The sequence below is a fragment of the Enterobacter cloacae complex sp. genome, from assembly GCF_900322725.1.
In the GTDB taxonomy this organism is placed as follows: Bacteria; Pseudomonadota; Gammaproteobacteria; order Enterobacterales; family Enterobacteriaceae; genus Enterobacter; species Enterobacter quasihormaechei.
The window spans coordinates 2,934,078-2,955,300 of record NZ_LT991957.1 but is presented as its reverse complement, the minus strand read 5'-3'; the positions used below and the strand labels follow the sequence as shown (position 1 = coordinate 2,955,300).

Genomic DNA, 21,223 nt, shown 5'->3' with positions numbered 1-21,223 from the left:
TCGCTAACCTCCATGAACGACATAGATACACTCATCAGCAACAATGCACTATGGTCAAAAATGCTGGTGGAGGAAGACCCCGGATTTTTTGGAAAACTTGCACAAGCGCAGAACCCGCGCTTTCTCTGGATTGGATGTTCCGACAGCCGCGTCCCTGCCGAACGTCTGACCGGTCTTGAGCCTGGCGAACTGTTTGTTCACCGCAACGTTGCTAATCTGGTTATTCATACCGATCTCAACTGCCTTTCGGTTGTTCAGTATGCCGTTGATGTTCTGGAGGTCGAGCACATTATTATCTGCGGCCACTACGGCTGCGGCGGCGTGCAGGCGGCGGTCGAAAATACAGAGCTGGGGTTAATCGATAACTGGCTGCTGCACATTCGTGATATCTGGTTCAAACATAGCTCACTGCTGGGCGAAATGCCGCAGGAACGCCGTCTCGACACCCTGTGCGAGCTGAACGTGATGGAGCAGGTATACAATCTGGGCCACTCTACCATTATGCAGTCGGCGTGGAAACGCGGGCAGAAGGTCTCTATTCACGGCTGGGCGTACGGTATTCACGACGGCCTGCTGCGCAATCTGGAAGTGACCGCCACCAACCGCGAAACGCTGGAGCAGCGTTACCGCTCGGGGATTGCCAACCTCAAGCTTAAGCACGTTAACCACAAATAAACAAAGCCGGGTGGCGGCTGCGCCTTACCCGGCCTACACGTGCCCTTCGTAGGCCCGGTAAGCGGAGCGCCACCGGGCAACACGCCACGATTACTCGTCCAGCATCACGACCTTGCCAACATACGGCAAATGACGATAACGCTGGGCGTAATCAATGCCGTAACCCACGACGAATTCGTCCGGGATGGAGAAGCCAACGAACTCCACCGGCACCTGTACTTCACGGCGCTCAGGCTTATCCAGCAGGGTACAAATCGCCAGCGATTTTGGTCCGCGCAGGCTCAGGATCTCCCGCACTTTAGAGAGCGTGTTGCCGGAGTCGATGATGTCCTCAACGATCAACACATCTTTGCCACGAATATCTTCATCCAGATCTTTCAGGATTTTCACATCACGGGTTGTGGACATGCCGCTGCCGTAGCTGGAAGCGGTCATAAAATCGACCTCGTGCGGTACCTGCACTTCACGGCACAGGTCTGCCATGAACATGAAAGAACCGCGCAGCAGACCAACCAGCACCATTTCGCTGCCGCTGTCCTTGTAATGCTCGGTGATTTGACGACCCAGTTCGGCGATACGCGCTTTGATCTCGGCTTCCGGGATCATCACTTCAACAGTATGTTTCATATTACTAACCAAATGATTTTAATGAAAATCTCTCAATGCGGATGATTCTTGCTCCGGCATCGATACGCAAGCCAGCCATTATATCAGTAAATGGATAAGCCTGGCGTATGAGTTATAAAAGCAATATTTGTGATTCCGATCACAGTTGTTAATACCTATAATTAATTGCTAGCAAATAATTAACAAAACTGACGAGTACTTTTCTATGGCTGAAACAAAAACTAAGCAGCCGCGTCTACTGGTAACATTAACAGCCGCGTTTGCCGCATTCTGCGCGCTGTATTTGTTGATCGGTGGCGTCTGGCTGGTCGCTATTGGCGGCTCCTGGTACTACCCGATTGCGGGTCTGGTTATGGTTGGCGTAACCGTCCTGCTGTTGCGGAGAAAACGTTCTGCTCTGTGGCTGTATGCCGCCCTGCTCCTTGCCACCATGATCTGGGGCGTGTGGGAAGTCGGGTTCGACTTCTGGGCGCTGACGCCGCGCAGCGACATTCTGGTCTTCTTCGGTATCTGGCTGATCCTGCCGTTTGTCTGGCGTCGTCTGATCGTCCCGTCCAGCGGTGCCGTAGCCGGCCTGCTCGTTGCCCTGCTGATTAGCGGCGGTATCCTGACCTGGGCCGGTTTCAACGACCCGCAGGAGATCCACGGTACGCTGAACACAGAATCTACGCCAGCCGCGGCTATTTCGCAGGTGGCTGACGGCGACTGGCCCGCCTATGGCCGTAATCAGGAAGGTCAACGCTACTCCCCGCTGAAGCAGATCAACGCGGACAACGTGAAAAACCTGAAGGAAGCCTGGGTATTCCGCACCGGCGACCTGAAAATGCCGAACGATCCGGGTGAGCTGACCAACGAAGTGACCCCGATTAAAGTGGGCAACATGCTCTACCTGTGTACGGCGCACCAGCGTCTGTTCGCGCTCGACGCGGCCACCGGTAAAGAGAAATGGCACTTCGATCCACAGCTGAACTCCAACCCGTCGTTCCAGCACATTACCTGCCGCGGCGTCTCTTACCACGAAGCGCGCGCGGATAATGCCAGCCCGGAAGTCATTGCCGACTGTCCTCGCCGCATTATGCTGCCGGTTAACGATGGCCGCCTGTTTGCCATTAACGCTGAGACCGGCAAGCTGTGCGAAACCTTCGCCAACAAAGGTATCCTGAATCTTCAGACCAATATGCCGGACACCACGCCGGGTCTGTATGAGCCAACCTCCCCGCCAATTATCACCGATAAAACCATCGTGATTGCCGGTTCGGTAACGGATAACTTCTCTACCCGTGAAACCTCCGGCGTTATCCGTGGTTTCGACGTGAACACCGGTAAACTGCTGTGGGCCTTCGACCCGGGCGCGAAAGATCCAAACGCAATCCCGTCTGACGAACACACCTTTACCTTTAACTCGCCGAACTCCTGGGCACCGGCCGCGTATGACGCGAAGCTGGACCTGGTTTACCTGCCAATGGGCGTGACCACGCCGGATATCTGGGGCGGTAACCGCACGCCGGAGCAGGAACGTTACGCCAGCTCCATCGTGGCGCTGAACGCAACGACCGGTAAACTGGCGTGGAGCTATCAGACCGTTCACCACGATCTGTGGGATATGGATATGCCATCCCAGCCGACGCTGGCGGACATTACCGTTAACGGCAAAACCGTTCCGGTGATTTACGCCCCGGCGAAAACCGGCAACATCTTCGTGCTGGATCGCAGCAACGGTAAGCTGGTTGTGCCTGCGCCGGAAAAACCGGTTCCACAGGGCGCTGCCAAAGGCGACTACGTCACCAAAACGCAGCCGTTCTCTGACCTGAGCTTCCGTCCGGAGAAAAACCTCAGCGGTGCGGACATGTGGGGTGCTACCATGTTTGACCAGCTGGTATGCCGCGTGATGTTCCATCAGCTGCGCTACGAAGGGATTTTCACCCCACCGTCAGAGCAGGGTACGCTGGTCTTCCCGGGTAACCTGGGGATGTTCGAATGGGGCGGGATCTCCGTTGACCCGAACCGTCAGGTCGCTATCGCTAACCCAATGGCGCTGCCGTTCGTGTCCCGTCTGATCCCACGCGGTCCGGGTAACCCAATGGAGCAGCCGAAGGATGCGAAAGGCAGCGGTACCGAAGCCGGTATCCAGCCGCAGTATGGCGTTCCTTACGGTGTGACTCTGAATCCGTTCCTCTCTCCGTTCGGTCTGCCGTGTAAACAGCCTGCCTGGGGTTATATCTCCGGCCTGGATCTGAAGACCAACAAGATTGTCTGGAAGAAACGTATTGGTACGCCGCAGGACAGCATGCCGTTCCCAATGCCGGTTCCGGTGCCATTCAATATGGGTATGCCAATGCTGGGTGGCCCAATCTCCACCGCCGGTAACGTGCTGTTCATCGCGGCGACCGCAGATAACTACCTGCGCGCGTACAACATGACCAACGGTGAAAAACTGTGGCAGGGCCGTCTGCCGGCCGGTGGCCAGGCAACGCCGATGACCTATGAAGTGAATGGCAAGCAGTACGTTGTCATCTCTGCGGGTGGTCACGGTTCGTTTGGTACGAAGATGGGCGACTATATTGTCGCGTATGCACTGCCTGACGACGCTAAGTAATGAAAAAGCCCGGTGGCGCTAACGCATACCGGGCTTTCGGGTGTCCTATGTAGGCCGGGTAAGGCGAAGCCGCCACCCGGCTTTTTTTATACGGTAAAGCCCAGCATCATCCCCGTATCTTCATGCTCCAGCAGGTGACAGTGCGCCATATAAGCAAACTCTTTCGGCGCCTCGTGGTCGAACTTCACCAGCACCTCGCTGACGCCGCCTTCCACCCTCACCGTATCTTTCCAGCCCGCGCGATGCGCGTCCGGCGCTTTACCGTTCTCGGAGAGAATGCGGAACTGCGTGCCGTGGATATGGAACGGGTGCAGCATCATGTCGCCTTCGCCTGAAATGACCCAGCGCTCAAACTGCCCTTTCGTTGCGGCGAACATCGGTGTGTTCATATCGAACGCCTGGCCGTTGATACGGTTGGCGTTGTGGAAATCGAAACCATGACCGCCGTGATCCATGCCGCCCATTTTGCCGTGGTCCATATTCATGTGGCCCATCATCTGGCCGTGGTGCATTCCCGCCATGGCCTGATTGCCATACTTCTTCATCAGCGCCTGCATGCCCATCATGTCGAGCATCGGATCCATAGAGAGCTGAAGCTTACGCTGCGTCAACCCATCCAGCGACGGGAGCGCAGGCAGCGTGGTCAGGGTGTCCGGCAGCGTGCCGGAGGCGGTGATCTGTAGTGGCTGAATGCGCAACACCGGGTGTGGTTTATTAAACGGCGCGACGGCCATCCCCATCTGGCTGACCGGCAGGGTCACGAGATCAAACGCTTTGCCATCGCTGATATCCACCAGCACCTCGAAGCGTTCGCCCATCAGCATCGGCAGCTCGCTCACTTTTACCGGTTCCGGCAGCAGGCCGCCGTCGCTTGCCACCACGTAAAGCGGGCGCTTATCGCTGGTGGCGAAGTTCAGCGAGCGGGCGTTACAGCCGTTAAGCAGGCGTAAGCGCAGCCAGCCTTTCGGGGCGGCATGCTGTGGGTAGATTGCCCCGTTGGTCAGCAACGTATCGCCAAACCAGCCCACCGCCGCGCTCATCACATCCAGCTGATAGTCAATTTGCCCGTCAGCGCTGAATTTTTTGTCCTGCACAATCACCGGCACATCGTCGATACCCCACTGTTTTGGCAGGCGCAGGAGACGGCTTTCGTCATCCTCAATCAACACCAGTCCGGCCAGCCCCATCGCCACCTGATGGCCCGTTTTGCCATGCTGATGCGGATGGAACCAGCAGGTTGCCGCCCGCTGGTCAGGGGTAAAGGTTACGCTGCGTTTACCCCCAGGCTTGATAACCCCCTGAGGACCACCATCCACTTCGCCCGGGACTTCCAGCCCGTGCCAGTGCAGCGTGGTCTCTTCAGAAAGCGAGTTATGAATGTCTACCGTCACCGCTTTCCCTTTTCGTAGCTGCAACGCCGGGCCGAGCAGATTGCCGTTATAACCCCACGTCGTCGCGGCGTGTTGCCCGAACGTGGTTTTGCCTGCCTGCACCACAAGCTGGATGCGGCTGCGGGCATCTGCGCTGAGTAACTCAGGGATCGGTAAAGCAGGTCTGTCGGCGGCAAAAACAGCGCGGCTCCAGAGCGGTAACGCGCTGGCAACCCCCAGCGCGGCAGAATATTTTAAAAAATCACGACGTTGCATGTGCATTTCCTTATTTCCAGGCGGCGATCTTTTGAGCATAAACCCTCCCCTTACCGGAAGGTCAAGCACGGCGGCAATAATAAAGATCGTCGGCCTGGCATCAAGTATGCTAACGTTAATTTTCCGTGATGCAGTGGTAAAGGCAATGAAGACGTTTTTCAGAACAATTTTGTTCGCCAGCCTGATGGCGATGTGTGCGAACAGTTACGCGCTTAGTGAAAACGAAGCAGAAGATATGGCCGATCTGACGGCAGTTTTTGTTTTTCTGAAGAACGATTGTGGTTACCAGAATTTACCCAATGGGCAAATTCGTCGCGCACTGGTCTTTTTTGCCCAGCAGAACCAATGGGACCTCAGCAACTACGACAGCTTCGACATGAAGGCGCTCGGTGAAGACAGCTACCGTGATTTAAGCGGTATCGGTATTCCCACTGCTAAAAAATGCAAAGCGCTGGCACGCGATTCACTCAGCCTGCTCGCCTACGTGAAGTAACCTTCCCGACGCCCCTTGTTGACCCGCTAACCGCCTCACGGCGGTTTTGTGTTGCGCCCATCTGCCGGATGTAATGGATGTTAACGAAGGAGGTGCTCCCCATGACCGATAAAACGGTATGGCAAGAAACGCTGCATGACCAGTTTGGTCAATATTTTGCCGTGGATAACGTGCTCTATCATGAGAAAACCGATCATCAGGATCTGATAATCTTCGAGAACGCTGCCTTTGGCCGCGTCATGGCGCTGGATGGCGTGGTGCAGACCACCGAGCGCGACGAGTTTATCTATCACGAAATGATGACCCACGTCCCGCTGCTGGCCCACGGCCACGCGAAGCACGTGCTGATTATTGGGGGCGGTGACGGCGCCATGCTGCGTGAAGTCTCTCGCCACCAGAATGTCGAAACCATCACCATGGTGGAAATCGACGCCGGGGTGGTGTCGTTTTGCCGCCAGTATCTGCCAAACCACAATGCCGGCAGCTATGACGATCCGCGCTTTCAGCTGGTTATCGACGATGGCGTCAATTTTGTTAATCAGACCACGCAAACGTTTGATGTCATTATCTCTGACTGTACCGACCCTATCGGCCCCGGCGCGTCGCTGTTTACCTCTTCGTTTTACGAAGGCTGCAAGCGCTGCCTGAAACCTGGCGGGATTTTTGTGGCGCAAAACGGCGTCTGCTTCCTGCAACAGGATGAAGCGCTGGATAGCCACCGTAAGCTGAGCACCTATTTTAGCGACGTCAGCTTCTATCAGGCGGCGATCCCGACCTACTACGGCGGGATTATGACCTTTGCCTGGGCGACGGATAACGACGTCCTGCGCCATCTCTCCACCGAAATCATTCAGGCCCGCTTCCACCAGGCCGGACTCACGTGCCGATACTACAATCCGGCGATCCACACCGCAGCCTTTGCGTTGCCTCAATACCTGCAAGACGCGCTGTCCTCAAAGGAGGTGAACTAATTGAAAAAGCTTAAACTGCATGGCTTTAACAATCTGACCAAAAGCCTGAGTTTTTGTATTTACGATATCTGCTACGCCAAAACGGCAGAAGAGCGCGATGGTTATATCGCCTATATCGATGAACTCTACAACGCCAACCGTCTGACCGAGATCCTGTCAGAGACCTGCTCGATTATCGGCGCGAACATCCTGAACATTGCGCGCCAGGATTATGAGCCTCAGGGTGCGAGCGTCACCATCCTGGTCAGTGAAGAGCCGGTTGACCCGCAGCTGATCGACAAAACCGAACATCCCGGCCCGCTGCCCGAAGTGGTGGTGGCGCACCTCGATAAAAGCCATATCTGCGTTCACACCTACCCGGAAAGCCACCCTGAAGGCGGACTGTGTACGTTCCGCGCGGATATTGAAGTGTCGACCTGCGGGGTGATTTCACCGCTGAATGCGTTGAATTACTTAATCCACCAGCTGGAATCAGACATCGTCACCATTGATTATCGCGTGCGCGGTTTTACCCGTGATATCAACGGCATGAAGCACTTCATCGATCATGAGATCAACTCCATTCAGAACTTCATGTCCGATGATATGAAGTCGCTGTACGACACGATGGATGTGAACGTCTATCAGGAAAATATCTTCCATACCAAGATGATGCTTAAAGAATTCGACCTTAAGCACTATATGTTCCACACCAGGCCGGAAGATTTGAGTGAAGAAGAGCGTAAGGTCATTACCGACCTGCTCTGGAAAGAGATGCGCGAGATCTACTACGGCCGCAATATTCCGACCGTGTAAACGTGACCCGAAGCAGGGATGCTTCGGGGAGTTACTTCTGTTTCATAAAGTCGCGGTAGGCGTTCACCACTTTCAGGAAGTCTTCCACACCGCACAGCGACAGGCTCTCTTCGTCGTAGTAGCTCATCCCCTCTTCCATCTCATCCCCCGAAAACTCAAGCTGGTTGGCGCGCACCATCACCTCTTCGCCATCCATCCACAGGGTGTACTCATGCCCGGCACGTTGCCAGGAGCGTTCACTGCCTTTCACCGTTTCCGCCGCCTGTTCGACTTCATCCAGCAGCGCGAGGTTCTCTTTCACCTCTTCGTTAAACCAGTGCCCAACGGCTTCGTGCCCCATCGACATTCGCACTTTCACCACGCCGGTGATGTCGCGCAAAAATTCGTAATCCATAGCGTTTTCCTCTGCAAAGCCATTAGGGTAATTATCGCAGCAGAGAGGAAGAAAAAAAGCGGGAGAGGTGGGAGGAATGAAAATAAAAAACCCACCGACGTTGCGATGGGTTTTGTAGGCCCGGTAAGCGTAGCGCCACCGGGCAATGGGTCAGGTGCGGTCTGGTGCCCTCACCCCCAGCCCCTCTCCCACGGGAGAGGGTAGCATTTATACCGCCGTCTGGAAGATCACCCCGTCAGCCTTCTCGGTGTACTGAGAGAGCTGGTCGAAGTTCAGATAGCGATAGGTATCCACCGCCGTCTTATCCACCTGCGCCACAAAGGTCTGGTACTCTTCCGGCGTTGGCAGTTTGCCAATCAGCGCCGCAACCGCCGCCAGCTCCGCAGAGGCCAGGTAGACGTTCGCACCGGTACCTAAACGGTTCGGGAAGTTACGGGTAGAGGTGGAAACCACCGTCGCACCGTCGGCCACGCGCGCCTGGTTGCCCATGCACAGGGAGCAGCCAGGGATTTCGATACGCGCCCCGCTCTTACCGAACACGCTGTAGTAACCTTCTTCCGTCAGCTGTGCCGCGTCCATACGGGTTGGCGGCGCCACCCACAGGCGGGTCGGCAGCTGGCCCTTATGGGTATCCAGAAGCTTACCGGCGGCGCGGAAGTGGCCGATGTTGGTCATGCAGGAGCCGATGAACACTTCGTCGATCTTATCGCCCTGTACGTCTGAAAGCAGACGCGCATCGTCAGGATCGTTTGGTGCGCACAGGATCGGCTCTTTGATATCCGCCAGATCGATGTCGATCACCGCCGCGTACTCTGCGTCAGCGTCGGCTTCCAGCAGCTGCGGATCCGCCAGCCATTTCTCCATGCCCTGAATACGACGCTCCAGCGTACGACGGTCGCCGTAGCCTTCTGCAATCATCCACTTCAGCAGCACGATGTTGGAGGTCAGATACTCGATAATCGGCTCTTTGTTCAGCTTGATGGTACAGCCTGCCGCAGAACGCTCGGCGGAGGCGTCGGTCAGCTCGAACGCCTGCTCAACTTTCAGATCCGGCAGCCCTTCAATTTCCAGAATGCGACCAGAGAAGATGTTTTTCTTCCCTTTCTTCTCAACGGTCAGCAGCCCCTGTTTGATGGCGTACAGCGGGATCGCGTGAACCAGGTCGCGCAGCGTGATGCCCGGCTGCATTTTGCCCTTGAAGCGCACCAGCACGGATTCAGGCATGTCGAGCGGCATTACGCCGGTCGCCGCTGCAAACGCCACCAGGCCGGAGCCCGCCGGGAAGGAGATCCCGATTGGGAAACGGGTATGGGAATCACCGCCGGTGCCCACGGTATCCGGCAGCAGCATGCGGTTCAGCCAGGAGTGGATGACGCCATCACCCGGGCGCAGGGAGACACCGCCGCGGTTCATGATGAAGTCCGGCAGCGTGTGGTGCGTGGTCACGTCAACCGGCTTAGGATACGCCGCCGTGTGGCAGAAGGACTGCATCACCAGGTCAGAAGAGAAGCCCAGGCACGCCAGGTCTTTCAGTTCATCACGGGTCATTGGGCCAGTGGTGTCCTGAGACCCCACGGAGGTCATCTTCGGCTCGCAGTAGGCGCCAGGACGGATACCGGCAACGCCGCAGGCGCGACCCACCATTTTCTGTGCCAGCGAGAAGCCGCGGTTGCTTTCCGCCACGTCTTTCGCCTGACGGAATACGTCACTGTGCGGCAGACCCAGCGCTTCACGCGCTTTGGTGGTCAGGCCACGACCGATGATCAGCGGGATACGGCCACCGGCACGCACTTCGTCGATCAGCACGTCGGTTTTCAGCTCGAAGCTTGCCAGCAGTTCGTTGGTTTCGTGGTTGCGCACTTCGCCCTTGAACGGGTAAACGTCAATCACGTCGCCCATGTTCAGGTTAGAAACATCCACTTCGATCGGCAGCGCGCCCGCATCTTCCATAGTGTTGAAGAAGATCGGTGCAATTTTGCCGCCGAGGCACAGGCCGCCGCCGCGCTTGTTCGGCACGTGCGGAATATCGTCGCCCATGAACCACAGCACGGAGTTGGTTGCGGACTTACGGGAAGAACCAGTACCCACAACGTCGCCGACGTAGGCCAGCGGGAAACCTTTTTGTTGCAGCGCTTCGATCTGTTTGATCGGGCCCACTACGCCCGGCTGATCCGGCTCGATCCCTTCACGGGCGTTTTTCAGCATCGCCAGAGCGTGCAGCGGGATATCAGGACGAGACCACGCGTCCGGTGCCGGAGACAGGTCATCGGTGTTGGTTTCACCGGTCACCTTAAAGACGGTCACGGTAATTTTTTCAGCCAGCGCAGGGCGGCTCAGGAACCATTCGGCATCGGCCCAGGACTGCATGACCTGCTTCGCGTAAACGTTGCCCGCTTTGGCTTTTTCTTCCACATCGTAGAAGTTATCGAACATCAGCAGCGTTGAAGAGAGCGCTTTGGCGGCAATCGGTGCCAGCGTGTCGTTATCCAGCGCATCAATCAGCGGATGAATGTTGTAGCCGCCCTGCATGGTGCCGAGCAGTTCAATCGCTTTTTCAGGAGTAACCAGTGGGGAGGTGGCTTCGCCTTTGGCAACGGCGGCAAGGAATCCGGCTTTTACGTAGGCAGCTTCATCTACGCCAGGCGGTACACGGTTGATCAACAGATCTAACAGGAATTCTTCTTCGCCCTTAGGCGGGTTCTTCAGCAGCTCGACGAGCGCGGCCATTTGGGTTGCATCTAAAGGTTTGGGTACAATTCCCTCGGCGGCACGTTCTGCTACGTGCTTACGGTATTCTTCTAGCACGACGGTTCTCCTCGCTCTCATTGTCATATGCGGCGGGCGTTCTCTTCACGCTCCTGTGAGACAGCAGTTTGTAGGGTAAATGCCCGATACCGCGTCGGGCAGCATAGCAGGATTTCTGCACAGTGTTAATCTGTTTACAAAAAAGCAACATTAAATTATTTGCTGAATCGTTAAGCATGGTGTAGCGGGGAGACACGTCGACTTTCGCTCTCTTTCCCTGCGTCTTTTTTAGCCACCAGATATAATTGTGTAATAAATGCACACACTCTTTATCCGGACGCGCCGGGTGGTTTCCCAAGAAAAGTCAAAACGGTAAAACACGGGTGAATGATACTCGCGGCAACAGCAACGCCTCCCGGCACTGCACTCGTCTCGTTGGAGCCATTTTATGAAGTTGCCTTTTAAACCCCATCTTCTTGTTCTGCTTTGCAGTGCGGGACTGTTTGCCGCCTCGGGCGTCATGTTTGTTAAAAGCCGCGTAACGGAGCCTGCTCCGGTTGCACAGCCCTCTGCCCCACCGGCAGCCCAACCTGCTGCCGTCGCTACCCCGGCCTACACTGCTGCGCAAATCGACCAGTGGGTTGCTCCTGTCGCGCTTTACCCGGATGCCTTGCTGTCGCAAATCCTGATGGCGTCGACCTACCCGTCTAACGTTATACAGGCCGCGCAGTGGTCAAAGGATAACCCCAAAATGCAGGGGGATGCCGCCATTCAGGCGGTCGCAAACCAGCCATGGGATCCCAGCGTAAAATCGCTGGTCGCCTTTCCTCAGCTGATGTCGCTGATGGGTGAAAATCCGCCGTGGGTACAAAACCTGGGGGATGCGTTTCTCGCGCAGCCGAAAGATGTGATGGATTCAGTACAGCGGTTACGCCTGCTGGCTCAACAAACGGGTGCGCTACAATCTACGCCGCAGCAGACGGTCACCACCGTCACGAAGGCTGTACCGACAAAAACTGCGACAACCGCAACCCCCTCCAGCCCAACGGTGATCAAGATTGAATCCGCCGATCCGCAGGTGGTGTATGTCCCTACCTATAACCCGAATACGGTTTACGGCACCTGGCCTGAACCCGCGTACCCGCCGGTCTATCTCCCGCCCTCACCCGGCGAACAGTTTACCGACAGCCTCGTTAAAGGGTTAGGCTTCAGCCTCGGGGTCGCGACAACCTACGCCATCTTCAGCAATATCGACTGGGATGACGACGACTGGGATAACCATCATCACGATGATGACTGGGACAATCACGGCGGCTATAACCGTAACGGTGATAACAATATCAATATTAACGTGGATAACTTCAACAGAATCAGCGGGCAGCACCTGAACGGCAATGACCGCACCTGGCAGCACAACCCTGCTTATCGTGAAGGCGTGGCTTATCCGAATAACCAACTGGCTAACCGTTTTCACTCCACGAACGCGGCGACGGGATTAAGTGCGACCCTGCAAAGGCCGGTCAATCGCGACAGCCAGCGCCAGGCTGCTCTCAGCCAGATGGAAAAAGCGACGGGAAAAACGTTCCCACAATCGACACATACGGGCACGCGAGATGCTCAGCGTCTGGCCTCAACGCAGCAGCTTAAGCAGATATCACAGAGCAATAATTTCCGCGGGTATGACGCCAGGCCGCAAGCCGTACAGCGGACCAGCGCGCCGCAGCATGAAAATCATCAGGCTCCTGAGAAGCGTATTACGCAGACGGCGCGGCACCCTGCCAGCGCACACCGCGCCAATGCCCTGAGCGGCAACGACAGCCGCTCGGCCTCCTGGCAGGCCCAGCAGCAGCGCGGGGCGCAAAGCCGCCACCTGTCGGCGCAGCAGCATCCCCGACAGCGCACCGCCGACCGTACCGAACACCGCGAATTCCGTCATCGTTAAGGGAACCGACATGAAAAGTAAACTACTCAGTGGAATGGTGTTGTTCATGGTGTCGGCAGCGGTTATGGCGCAGCAATCCTTCAGCTCGCCGGATCGGGCGACCCGCGCGCTGGCAACCGCCATCAGCGAGCACAACGAAAGCGCGATGAGCGCGCTGCTCGGCGAAAAATGGCGCGACGTTCTGCCGCCCGAAGGGGTGGATCCCGATGCCGTGGATCGTTTTCTGAGAGACTGGAAAGTTCGCCATGAAACCGTCGTCAATGGCGACGTGGCGCACCTGGCGGTGGGCGAGAACGGCTGGCAGCTGCCGATACCGGTAATCAAAACCGCCTCAGGCTGGCAGTTCGACATGCAGAAAGCCGCTGAAGAGATCCAGACCCGCGAAATCGGTCGCAACGAGCTCGCGGCCATCGAAGCGCTTCACGCCTACGTCGATGCGCAGCAGCGGTACTTTGCACTGAACCAGAAATACGCGCAGAAAATTGTCAGTTCTGAAGGGAAAAAGGATGGGCTGTACTGGCCCGTCTCGCCAGGCGATGCGCCAAGTCCGCTTGGTCCGGCGTTTAGTCCACCACAGCCGGGGGCGGGTTACCATGGCTATCGCTTCCGCATCCTGTCGGATAAGAATGGCTTTGCCATGGTTGCCTGGCCCGTGAGCTACGGTCAGACGGGGATAATGAGCTTTGTTGTAAACCAGGATGATCAGGTCTATCAGGCTGATCTCGGTAATGACTCAGCGCAGAAAGCGCAGGCTCTGTCTGAATATCACCCGGATAAAACCTGGCAGCCTGTCGCCCCCTGAACGCAGCGCATAAAAAAAGCGGCCTGAGGCCGCTTTTTCATCTGAAGAAACTTATTTCTTCTTCGCTTTCGCGTTTGGCAGGTCGGTGATGCTACCTTCAAACACTTCTGCCGCCAGGCCCACGGACTCGTGCAGAGTCGGGTGCGCGTGGATGGTCAGCGCGATGTCTTCCGCGTCACAGCCCATTTCGATAGCCAGACCGATTTCACCCAGCAGCTCGCCGCCGTTGGTGCCGACAATCGCACCACCGATCACGCGGTGAGTCTCTTTGTCGAAGATCAGCTTGGTCATACCGTCTGCACAGTCGGACGCGATAGCACGGCCAGAAGCAGCCCACGGGAAGGTGGCGGTTTCGTAGCTGATGCCTTTCTCTTTCGCTTCTTTCTCGGTCAGACCGACCCATGCCACTTCTGGCTCGGTGTACGCGATAGATGGGATCACTTTCGGATCGAAGTAGTGCTTCATGCCGGCGATAACTTCAGCGGCAACGTGACCTTCGTGAACGCCTTTGTGCGCCAGCATTGGCTGACCGACGATGTCGCCGATAGCAAAGATGTGCGGCACGTTGGTGCGCAGCTGTTTATCAACGCGGATGAAGCCACGGTCGTCCACTTCCACGCCCGCTTTACCGGCGTCGAGGTTTTTACCGTTCGGCACGCGGCCGATAGCCACCAGCACGGCGTCGTAACGCTGTGGTTCAGCAGGGGCTTTTTTGCCTTCCATGGAAACGTAAATACCGTCTTCTTTCGCTTCAACGGCAGTCACTTTGGTTTCCAGCATCAGGTTGAATTTCTTGCTGATGCGCTTGGTGAAGACTTTAACGATGTCTTTGTCAGCAGCCGGGATCACCTGGTCGAACATTTCAACCACGTCGATCTCTGAACCCAGCGCATGGTACACGGTACCCATTTCCAGACCGATGATACCGCCGCCCATCACCAGCAGGCGCTTAGGAACGGTTTTCAGCTCCAGGGCATCGGTGGAATCCCACACGCGCGGATCTTCATGTGGAATGAATGGCAGTTCGATTGGGCGAGAGCCTGCCGCGATGATCGCGTTGTCGAAGTTGATCACGGTTTTGCCGTTTTCGCCTTCCACTTCCAGGGTGTTCGCACCGGTGAATTTACCCAGACCGTTAACCACTTTTACCTTACGGCCTTTCGCCATGCCAGCCAGACCACCGGTCAGCTGAGTGATAACTTTCTCTTTCCAGGTACGGATTTTGTCGATGTCGGTTTTTGGCTCGCCGAAGACGATACCGTGTTCAGCCAGCGCTTTGGCTTCTTCGATAACTTTCGCTACGTGCAGCAGCGCTTTAGAAGGGATACAGCCGACGTTCAGACAAACACCGCCGAGGGTGCTGTAACGTTCTACGATGACGGTTTCCAGACCTAAATCCGCTGCGCGAAATGCTGCGGAGTAACCTGCCGGGCCTGCCCCAAGTACTACGACCTGAGTTTTGATTTCTGTGCTCATCATGACCTCTTAATGTATACCCGTCGTCCACCGGGTCGTTCTATCCGCCCGTATTTTACAAAATTGTTAACAATTTTGAAACAACAAACGGCTCACGAATTATCGCTTTCACCAATAACCTCAAAAGCCCCATGAGATTATCAGAAAAAAGCCGGCCGATTGGCCGGCTTTTCGATTACATCACCAGGCGGCGAATGTCGCTCAGGGTGTTGTTGATGATGGTGATGAAACGCGCACCATCAGCCCCGTCGATCACGCGGTGGTCGAAGGACAGAGAGATTGGCATCATCAGACGCGGCACGAACTCTTTGCCATTCCACACCGGCTCCATCGCGGACTTGGACACACCGAGGATAGCCACTTCTGGCGCGTTAACAATCGGCGCGAAGTGGGTGGTACCCAGGCCGCCGATGCTGGAGATAGTGAAGCAGCCGCCCTGCATTTCGCCGGCAGTCAGCTTACCATCACGCGCTTTCTTGGAGATGGTGGTCAGTTCACGGGACAGCTCGGTAATGCTCTTCTTATTCACGTCCTTGAAGACCGGAACAACCAGACCATTTGGCGTATCTACCGCAACACCGATGTTGATGTATTTCTTCAGCGTCAGCTTCTGGCCGTCTTCGGACAGGGAGCTGTTGAAGCGTGGCATCTGCTCCAGAGCAGCGGCAACGGCTTTCATGATGAAGACCACTGGGGTGAATTTCACGTCCAGCTTACGCTTCTCGGCTTCGGCGTTCTGCTGTTTACGGAACGCTTCCAGATCGGTGATATCGGTTTTGTCGAAGTGGGTAACGTGCGGGATCATCACCCAGTTACGGCTCAGGTTCGCACCAGAGATTTTCTGGATACGGCCCAGCTCCACTTCTTCGATTTCGCCGAACTTGCTGAAGTCCACTTTCGGCCATGGCAGCATGCCCGGGATACCGCCGCCAGCGGCTGCAGCTGGTGCAGCTTCGGCGCGTTTCACCGCGTCTTTCACGTAGGCCTGAACGTCTTCGCGCAGGATACGACCCTTACGGCCGGTGCCTTTCACTTTCGCCAGATTCACGCCGAACTCGCGCGCCAGGCGACGGATCAGCGGAGTCGCGTGGACGTATGCGTCGTTTTCAGCAAACTCAGATTTTTCTGCTTTTGCAGCAGGGGCAGCGGCTGGTTTAGCAGCCTGAGCCGGTGCAGCAGCAGGGGCTGGAGCAGCCGCGGCAGCCGGAGCTGCGGCAGGCGCAGCGCCTTCCACTTCGAAGACCATGATAAGCGACCCGGTAGACACTTTGTCGCCGGTGCTGATTTTGATCTCTTTAACGGTACCGGCGAACGGCGCAGGTACTTCCATAGAGGCTTTGTCGCCTTCTACGGTGATCAGTGACTGTTCAGCGGCAACTTTATCGCCCACTTTCACCAGCATTTCGGTAACTTCAACTTCGTCACCGCCGATGTCCGGTACGTTAACGTCTTTCGCACCGCCAGCAGCCGCTGGTGCAGCCGCCTGAGCCGGAGCAGCTTCCGCTTTCGCTGGAGCCGCAGCGCCTTCAGCGCCCGCCACTTCGAAGACCATAATCAGGGAGCCAGTAGACACTTTGTCACCGGTGTTGATCTTGATCTCTTTCACGGTACCCGCGAACGGCGCCGGTACTTCCATAGAGGCTTTGTCGCCTTCTACGGTGATCAGTGACTGCTCAGCTTCAACTTTGTCGCCCACTTTCACCAGGATTTCGGTGACTTCAACTTCGTCACCGCCGATGTCAGGCACGTTAACGTCTTTCGCGCTCGCGGCAGCTGCTGGAGCAGCGGCGGCCGGAGCGGCTTCTTTCTTCTCTTCCTGCGCAGGTGCAGCAGCTGCTGCACCGTCGGCGGAATCGAAAATCATGATCAGTTTGCCGGTCTCGGTTTTATCGCCAACGGAGACTTTGATCTCCTTAACGATGCCAGCCTGAGGAGACGGGACTTCCATAGAGGCTTTGTCGCCTTCTACGGTGATCAGCGACTGTTCAGCTTCAACTTTGTCGCCCACTTTGACCAGGATCTCGGTGATTTCAACTTCATCAGCCCCGATGTCCGGTACATTGATTTCGATAGCCATTATTCTTTTACCTCTTACGCCAGACGCGGGTTAACTTTATCTGCATCGATGTTGAATTTGGTAATTGCGTCCGCAACCACTTTCTTATCGATTTCGCCACGTTTAGCCAGTTCGCCCAGTGCTGCTACCACCACGTAGGAAGCATCAACTTCGAAGTGATGACGCAGGTTTTCGCGGCTGTCAGAACGACCGAAGCCGTCAGTACCCAGTACGCGATAATCATCAGCTGGAACGTAAGTACGAACCTGCTCAGCGAACAGTTTCATATAGTCAGTAGACGCCACCGCTGGCGCGTCGTTCATCACCTGAGCGATGTACGGAACGCGTGGGGTTTCCAGTGGGTGCAGCATGTTCCAGCGCTCACAATCCTGGCCATCACGCGCCAGTTCAGTGAAGGAGGTAACGCTGTACACGTCGGAACCGACGCCGTAGTCTTTCGCCAGGATCTGCGCTGCTTCACGAACGTGACGCAGGATAGAGCCGGAGCCCAGCAGCTGAACTTTACCTTTGCTACCTTCAATGGTTTCGAGTTTGTAGATACCTTTACGGATACCTTCCTCGGCACCTGCTGGCATTGCCGGCATGTGGTAGTTTTCGTTCAGGGTGGTGATGTAGTAGTAAATGTTCTCTTGCGCTTCGCCGTACATGCGCTGCAAGCCGTCATGCATGATGACTGCCACTTCGTACGCGTAGGACGGATCGTAAGAGATACAGTTCGGGATAGTCAGAGACTGAATATGGCTGTGGCCATCTTCGTGCTGGAGACCTTCACCGTTCAGGGTCGTACGACCAGAAGTACCACCGATCAGGAAGCCGCGAGCCTGCTGGTCGCCTGCCTGCCAGCACAGATCACCGATACGCTGGAACCCGAACATGGAGTAGTAGATATAGAACGGGATCATCGGCAGGTTGTTGGTGCTGTAAGAGGTCGCAGCAGCCAGCCAGGATGCGCCTGCGCCCAGCTCGTTGATACCTTCCTGAAGGATCTGACCTTTCTCGTCTTCTTTGTAGTAGGCAACCTGCTCACGGTCCTGCGGGGTGTACTGCTGGCCGTTCGGGCTGTAGATACCGATCTGACGGAACAGACCTTCCATACCGAAAGTACGTGCTTCGTCGGCGATGATTGGAACCAGACGATCTTTGATCGACTTGTTCTTCAGCATCACGTTCAGGGCACGAACGAAAGCGATGGTGGTGGAGATCTCTTTGTTCTGCTCTTCCAGCAGCTGAGAGAAGTCTTCCAGCGCCGGCAGTTCCAGCTTCTCGGTGAAGTTAGGCTGACGAGCAGGCAGGTAGCCTTTCAGCGCCTGACGACGTTCGTGCAGGTACTTGTGCTCTTCAGAACCTTCCGGGAAGGTGATGTAAGACAGGTTTTCTACCTGCTCATCGGTCACTGGAACGTTGAAACGGTCGCGGATGTAACGCACGCCGTCCATGTTCATTTTCTTAACCTGGTGAGCGATGTTTTTACCTTCTGCGGTATCACCCATGCCGTAACCTTTGATGGTGTGGGCCAGGATTACGGTCGCTTTACCTTTGGTTTCCTGCGCTTTTTTCAGTGCAGCGTAGACTTTCTTCGGATCGTGACCGCCACGGTTCAGGGCCCAGATCTGCTCATCAGTCCAGTCTGCAACCAGTGCTGCGGTTTCAGGGTATTTACCGAAGAAGTGCTCACGTACGTACGCACCGTCTTTGGATTTGAAGGTCTGGTAGTCGCCGTCAACGGTTTCGTTCATCAGCTGGATCAGCTTACCGCTGGTGTCTTTACGCAGCAGCTCATCCCAACGACCGCCCCACATGACTTTGATCACGTTCCAGCCAGCACCCGCGAAGATGCCTTCCAGCTCGTTGATGATTTTGCCGTTACCGGTTACCGGACCATCCAGACGTTGCAGGTTACAGTTGATGATGAAGCACAGGTTGTCCAGCTTCTCACGGGTTGCGATGGTGATCGCACCTTTAGATTCTGGCTCATCCATTTCACCGTCGCCCAGGAAGGCGTAAACGGTCTGCTCAGAGGTGTCTTTCAGACCACGGTGTTCCAGATACTTCAGGAATTTAGCCTGGTAGATCGCACCGATTGGGCCCAGACCCATAGAAACGGTCGGGAACTGCCAGAACTCAGGCATCAGTTTAGGGTGCGGGTAAGAAGACAGACCTTTACCGTGAACTTCCTGACGGAAGTTGTTCATCTGCTCTTCAGTCAGACGACCTTCCAGGAAGGCACGCGCATAGATGCCCGGAGAGATGTGGCCCTGGAAGTACACCAGATCGCCGCCATCTTTCTCGTTAGCTGCACGGAAGAAGTGGTTGAAGCACACTTCGTAAACGGTCGCTGAAGACTGGAAGGACGCCATGTGGCCACCCAGCTCCAGGTCTTTCTTGGATGCGCGCAGAACGGTCATGATGGCGTTCCAGCGGATAGCAGAACGGATACGGCGTTCCAGATCCAGATTGCCCGGGTATTCCGGTTCGTCTTCGACGGCAATCGTGTTTACGTAGTTGTTAGCCCCTGCACCTGAAGCTACTTTCACGCCGCCTTTGCGCGCTTCTGAAAGCAGCTGATCAATCAGATACTGAGCGCGCTCAACACCTTCTTCACGGATGACCGATTCGATCGCCTGTAGCCAGTCGCGAGTTTCGATCGGATCCACGTCATTTTGGAGACGTTCTGACATGGGGGTATTCCTTATCTATCTAATACGTTGATTTGTCTGGAACCTGTCCCATTGTATTTTCCCCAGAAAACACAATAAGACAGGTTCTGCGTTTAGTTGCCGCGCTCTAAAAGTACCTGGCGCTTAATCCTTTCGTTGCTGTATGCGGCGTAATGAACGTTCGCGACGCGATTGTTCACGGCTGCGATCCAGCAAGATTTCCTCAATGAAAGCCAGATGGCGGTGCGACGCTTCACGCGCCTGCTCCGGTTCCCCGGCCATTATCGCCTCGAATACTCGGGTGCGATGGTTGCTTACCAGCGGGAGCATCTCCCGACGGGCATACAACAATTCAAAATTCTGACGAACGTTCTGGGCCAGCATCGGCTCCATGCAGCGTAGCAGATGGAGGAGCACCACGTTGTGTGCTGCTTCGGTGACGGCAATTTGATACTGGACGACGGCGCTGGACTCGGCGTCTAAATCGCCGGACTGCTGTGCCCGTTCAATGGCCTGATGCAGCTCGCGAATACGCACGCGATCTTCATCAGTGCTGCGAAGGGCGGCGTAATAGGCCGCAATACCTTCCAGCGCGTGACGGGTCTCAAGCAGATCAAACTGGGATTCTGGGTGGTCAGAGAGAAGTTCGACCAGCGGATCGCTGAAGCTCTGCCACAGGCTGTTTTGCACAAATGTTCCGCCACCCTGGCGACGGAGCAACAGACCCTTTGCTTCGAGACGTTGAATCGCCTCACGCAGAGAGGGACGTGAAACGTCGAACTGTTTGGCCAGCTCGCGTTCTGGCGGGAGCTTCTCGCCCGGGCGCAGTGTCCCTTCGAGAATTAAAAACTCCAGCTGCTGCTCAATCACATCGGAAAGTTTTGGTTGGCGAATTTTGCTGTAGGCCATATTCCCTGTCTTACGCCTTTTTGCCCGGAGTCAATTGGTCTTACCAATTTCATGTTCGTATCGCTAAAGTAACAAAGTATTCACCTTCTGTCCATATTGGTTTTGATTGAAATCAGTAAACCCGGCAGATTTTAACAACCTTACAGAACTAACGTTTCAGGAATGTAACTTTGCACAAATGAAATGGTTACTCCCAAAGAGGCAGTTTTAACCATAATTAAACGAGGGTTATTGCAATCTGAAGCGATTCAACAGGGCAAAATATGAAAATTCGCCCGCTTTTGACGCATTTCTATTCTATAGGTTGGGTATGAGGGGTTAACGTACCGATTTACAATTGGTTTCTTTTTATTCAAGTCGTCTTCATCCCTTCATAAAGCAGGTGCATTCGGCTGCGCTTACCACTATTCTGGCGCTA

Annotated in this window: 15 protein-coding genes; 7 read left to right on the top strand and 8 right to left on the bottom strand. The window is 55.6% G+C overall.

Annotated elements, in window-relative coordinates; all coding sequences use genetic code 11:
- Nucleotides 1-12: 12 nt before the first annotated feature.
- Nucleotides 13-675, top strand: coding sequence for a carbonate dehydratase (gene can / locus DBR02_RS14630; protein WP_003856301.1), 663 nt, complete (start codon nt 13-15; stop codon nt 673-675).
- 90 nt (nt 676-765) lie between these two features.
- On the opposite strand, the gene hpt is transcribed toward can, so the two are convergent.
- Nucleotides 766-1,302, bottom strand: coding sequence for a hypoxanthine phosphoribosyltransferase (gene hpt / locus DBR02_RS14625; protein WP_063450628.1), 537 nt, complete (start codon nt 1,300-1,302; stop codon nt 766-768).
- 205 nt (nt 1,303-1,507) lie between these two features.
- On the opposite strand from hpt, the gene DBR02_RS14620 reads away from it, so the two are divergent.
- Entirely contained in the window at nt 1,508-3,898 is a 2,391-nt protein-coding gene (locus DBR02_RS14620; RefSeq protein ID WP_063450629.1) for a glucose/quinate/shikimate family membrane-bound PQQ-dependent dehydrogenase, read from the top strand.
- Nucleotides 3,899-3,984: 86 nt separating this feature from the next.
- Here the strand turns inward: DBR02_RS14620 and cueO are convergent, their stop codons facing one another.
- Entirely contained in the window at nt 3,985-5,544 is a 1,560-nt protein-coding gene (gene cueO, locus DBR02_RS14615) for a multicopper oxidase CueO (RefSeq protein WP_107534709.1), read from the bottom strand.
- Nucleotides 5,545-5,689: 145 nt separating this feature from the next.
- On the opposite strand from cueO, the gene DBR02_RS14610 reads away from it, so the two are divergent.
- The 3 genes from DBR02_RS14610 (at nt 5,690) to speD (ending at nt 7,803) form a co-directional block, all read left to right on the top strand.
- On the top strand, nt 5,690-6,037 hold the full coding sequence (locus DBR02_RS14610; protein WP_003856306.1) for a YacC family pilotin-like protein: 348 nt from the start codon (nt 5,690-5,692) through the stop codon (nt 6,035-6,037).
- A 101-nt stretch (nt 6,038-6,138) separates the two neighbouring features.
- Nucleotides 6,139-7,008 carry a polyamine aminopropyltransferase gene (speE, locus tag DBR02_RS14605; protein WP_063867472.1) on the top strand — a complete coding sequence of 290 codons (870 nt, stop codon included), beginning with the start codon at nt 6,139-6,141 and terminating at the stop codon, nt 7,006-7,008.
- Nucleotides 7,009-7,803 carry an adenosylmethionine decarboxylase gene (gene speD / locus DBR02_RS14600; protein WP_107534708.1) on the top strand — a complete coding sequence of 265 codons (795 nt, stop codon included), beginning with the start codon at nt 7,009-7,011 and terminating at the stop codon, nt 7,801-7,803.
- Nucleotides 7,804-7,834: 31 nt separating this feature from the next.
- Here the strand turns inward: speD and yacL are convergent, their stop codons facing one another.
- Both yacL and acnB read right to left on the bottom strand, forming a co-directional pair.
- Complete coding sequence (yacL, locus tag DBR02_RS14595) at nt 7,835-8,197, bottom strand: protein YacL (protein ID WP_022647069.1); 363 nt, start codon at nt 8,195-8,197, stop codon at nt 7,835-7,837.
- 207 nt (nt 8,198-8,404) lie between these two features.
- Nucleotides 8,405-11,002 (bottom strand): bifunctional aconitate hydratase 2/2-methylisocitrate dehydratase, encoded by a 2,598-nt coding sequence (gene acnB / locus DBR02_RS14590; protein ID WP_107534707.1) that lies wholly within the window; start codon nt 11,000-11,002, stop codon nt 8,405-8,407.
- Nucleotides 11,003-11,390: 388 nt separating this feature from the next.
- On the opposite strand from acnB, the gene DBR02_RS14575 reads away from it, so the two are divergent.
- Both DBR02_RS14575 and DBR02_RS14570 read left to right on the top strand, forming a co-directional pair.
- On the top strand, nt 11,391-12,884 hold the full coding sequence (locus DBR02_RS14575; protein WP_107534706.1) for a DUF3300 domain-containing protein: 1,494 nt from the start codon (nt 11,391-11,393) through the stop codon (nt 12,882-12,884).
- Nucleotides 12,885-12,894: 10 nt separating this feature from the next.
- The gene (locus tag DBR02_RS14570) at nt 12,895-13,686 is read left to right on the top strand and encodes a DUF2950 family protein (RefSeq protein ID WP_107534705.1); all 792 of its coding nucleotides are present in this window, start codon (nt 12,895-12,897) and stop codon (nt 13,684-13,686) included.
- 51 nt (nt 13,687-13,737) lie between these two features.
- Here DBR02_RS14570 and lpdA read toward each other — a convergent pair whose 3' ends face one another.
- From lpdA to pdhR, 4 genes are all read right to left on the bottom strand, one after another.
- On the bottom strand, nt 13,738-15,162 hold the full coding sequence (lpdA, locus tag DBR02_RS14565; protein WP_063450636.1) for a dihydrolipoyl dehydrogenase: 1,425 nt from the start codon (nt 15,160-15,162) through the stop codon (nt 13,738-13,740).
- Between the two features lie 175 nt (nt 15,163-15,337).
- Nucleotides 15,338-17,239 (bottom strand): pyruvate dehydrogenase complex dihydrolipoyllysine-residue acetyltransferase, encoded by a 1,902-nt coding sequence (gene aceF, locus DBR02_RS14560; RefSeq protein WP_107534704.1) that lies wholly within the window; start codon nt 17,237-17,239, stop codon nt 15,338-15,340.
- A gap of 14 nt (nt 17,240-17,253) precedes the next feature.
- Complete coding sequence (gene aceE, locus DBR02_RS14555) at nt 17,254-19,917, bottom strand: pyruvate dehydrogenase (acetyl-transferring), homodimeric type (RefSeq protein WP_063867468.1); 2,664 nt, start codon at nt 19,915-19,917, stop codon at nt 17,254-17,256.
- 123 nt (nt 19,918-20,040) lie between these two features.
- The gene (pdhR, locus tag DBR02_RS14550; protein WP_006173806.1) at nt 20,041-20,805 is read right to left on the bottom strand and encodes a pyruvate dehydrogenase complex transcriptional repressor PdhR; all 765 of its coding nucleotides are present in this window, start codon (nt 20,803-20,805) and stop codon (nt 20,041-20,043) included.
- Nucleotides 20,806-21,223: the final 418 nt, after the last annotated feature.

Excerpts from the sequence above, each read along its gene's own strand:
- can (WP_003856301.1), top strand. The coding sequence starts at position 13 with ATGAACGACATAGATACACTCATCAGCAACAATGCACTATGGTCAAAA.
- hpt (WP_063450628.1), bottom strand. The coding sequence starts at position 1,302 with ATGAAACATACTGTTGAAGTGATGATCCCGGAAGCCGAGATCAAAGCG.
- DBR02_RS14620 (WP_063450629.1), top strand. The coding sequence starts at position 1,508 with ATGGCTGAAACAAAAACTAAGCAGCCGCGTCTACTGGTAACATTAACA.
- cueO (WP_107534709.1), bottom strand. The coding sequence starts at position 5,544 with ATGCAACGTCGTGATTTTTTAAAATATTCTGCCGCGCTGGGGGTTGCC.
- DBR02_RS14610 (WP_003856306.1), top strand. The coding sequence starts at position 5,690 with ATGAAGACGTTTTTCAGAACAATTTTGTTCGCCAGCCTGATGGCGATG.
- speE (WP_063867472.1), top strand. The coding sequence starts at position 6,139 with ATGACCGATAAAACGGTATGGCAAGAAACGCTGCATGACCAGTTTGGT.
- yacL (WP_022647069.1), bottom strand. The coding sequence starts at position 8,197 with ATGGATTACGAATTTTTGCGCGACATCACCGGCGTGGTGAAAGTGCGA.
- DBR02_RS14575 (WP_107534706.1), top strand. The coding sequence starts at position 11,391 with ATGAAGTTGCCTTTTAAACCCCATCTTCTTGTTCTGCTTTGCAGTGCG.
- DBR02_RS14570 (WP_107534705.1), top strand. The coding sequence starts at position 12,895 with ATGAAAAGTAAACTACTCAGTGGAATGGTGTTGTTCATGGTGTCGGCA.
- lpdA (WP_063450636.1), bottom strand. The coding sequence starts at position 15,162 with ATGAGCACAGAAATCAAAACTCAGGTCGTAGTACTTGGGGCAGGCCCG.
- aceF (WP_107534704.1), bottom strand. The coding sequence starts at position 17,239 with ATGGCTATCGAAATCAATGTACCGGACATCGGGGCTGATGAAGTTGAA.
- aceE (WP_063867468.1), bottom strand. The coding sequence starts at position 19,917 with ATGTCAGAACGTCTCCAAAATGACGTGGATCCGATCGAAACTCGCGAC.
- pdhR (WP_006173806.1), bottom strand. The coding sequence starts at position 20,805 with ATGGCCTACAGCAAAATTCGCCAACCAAAACTTTCCGATGTGATTGAG.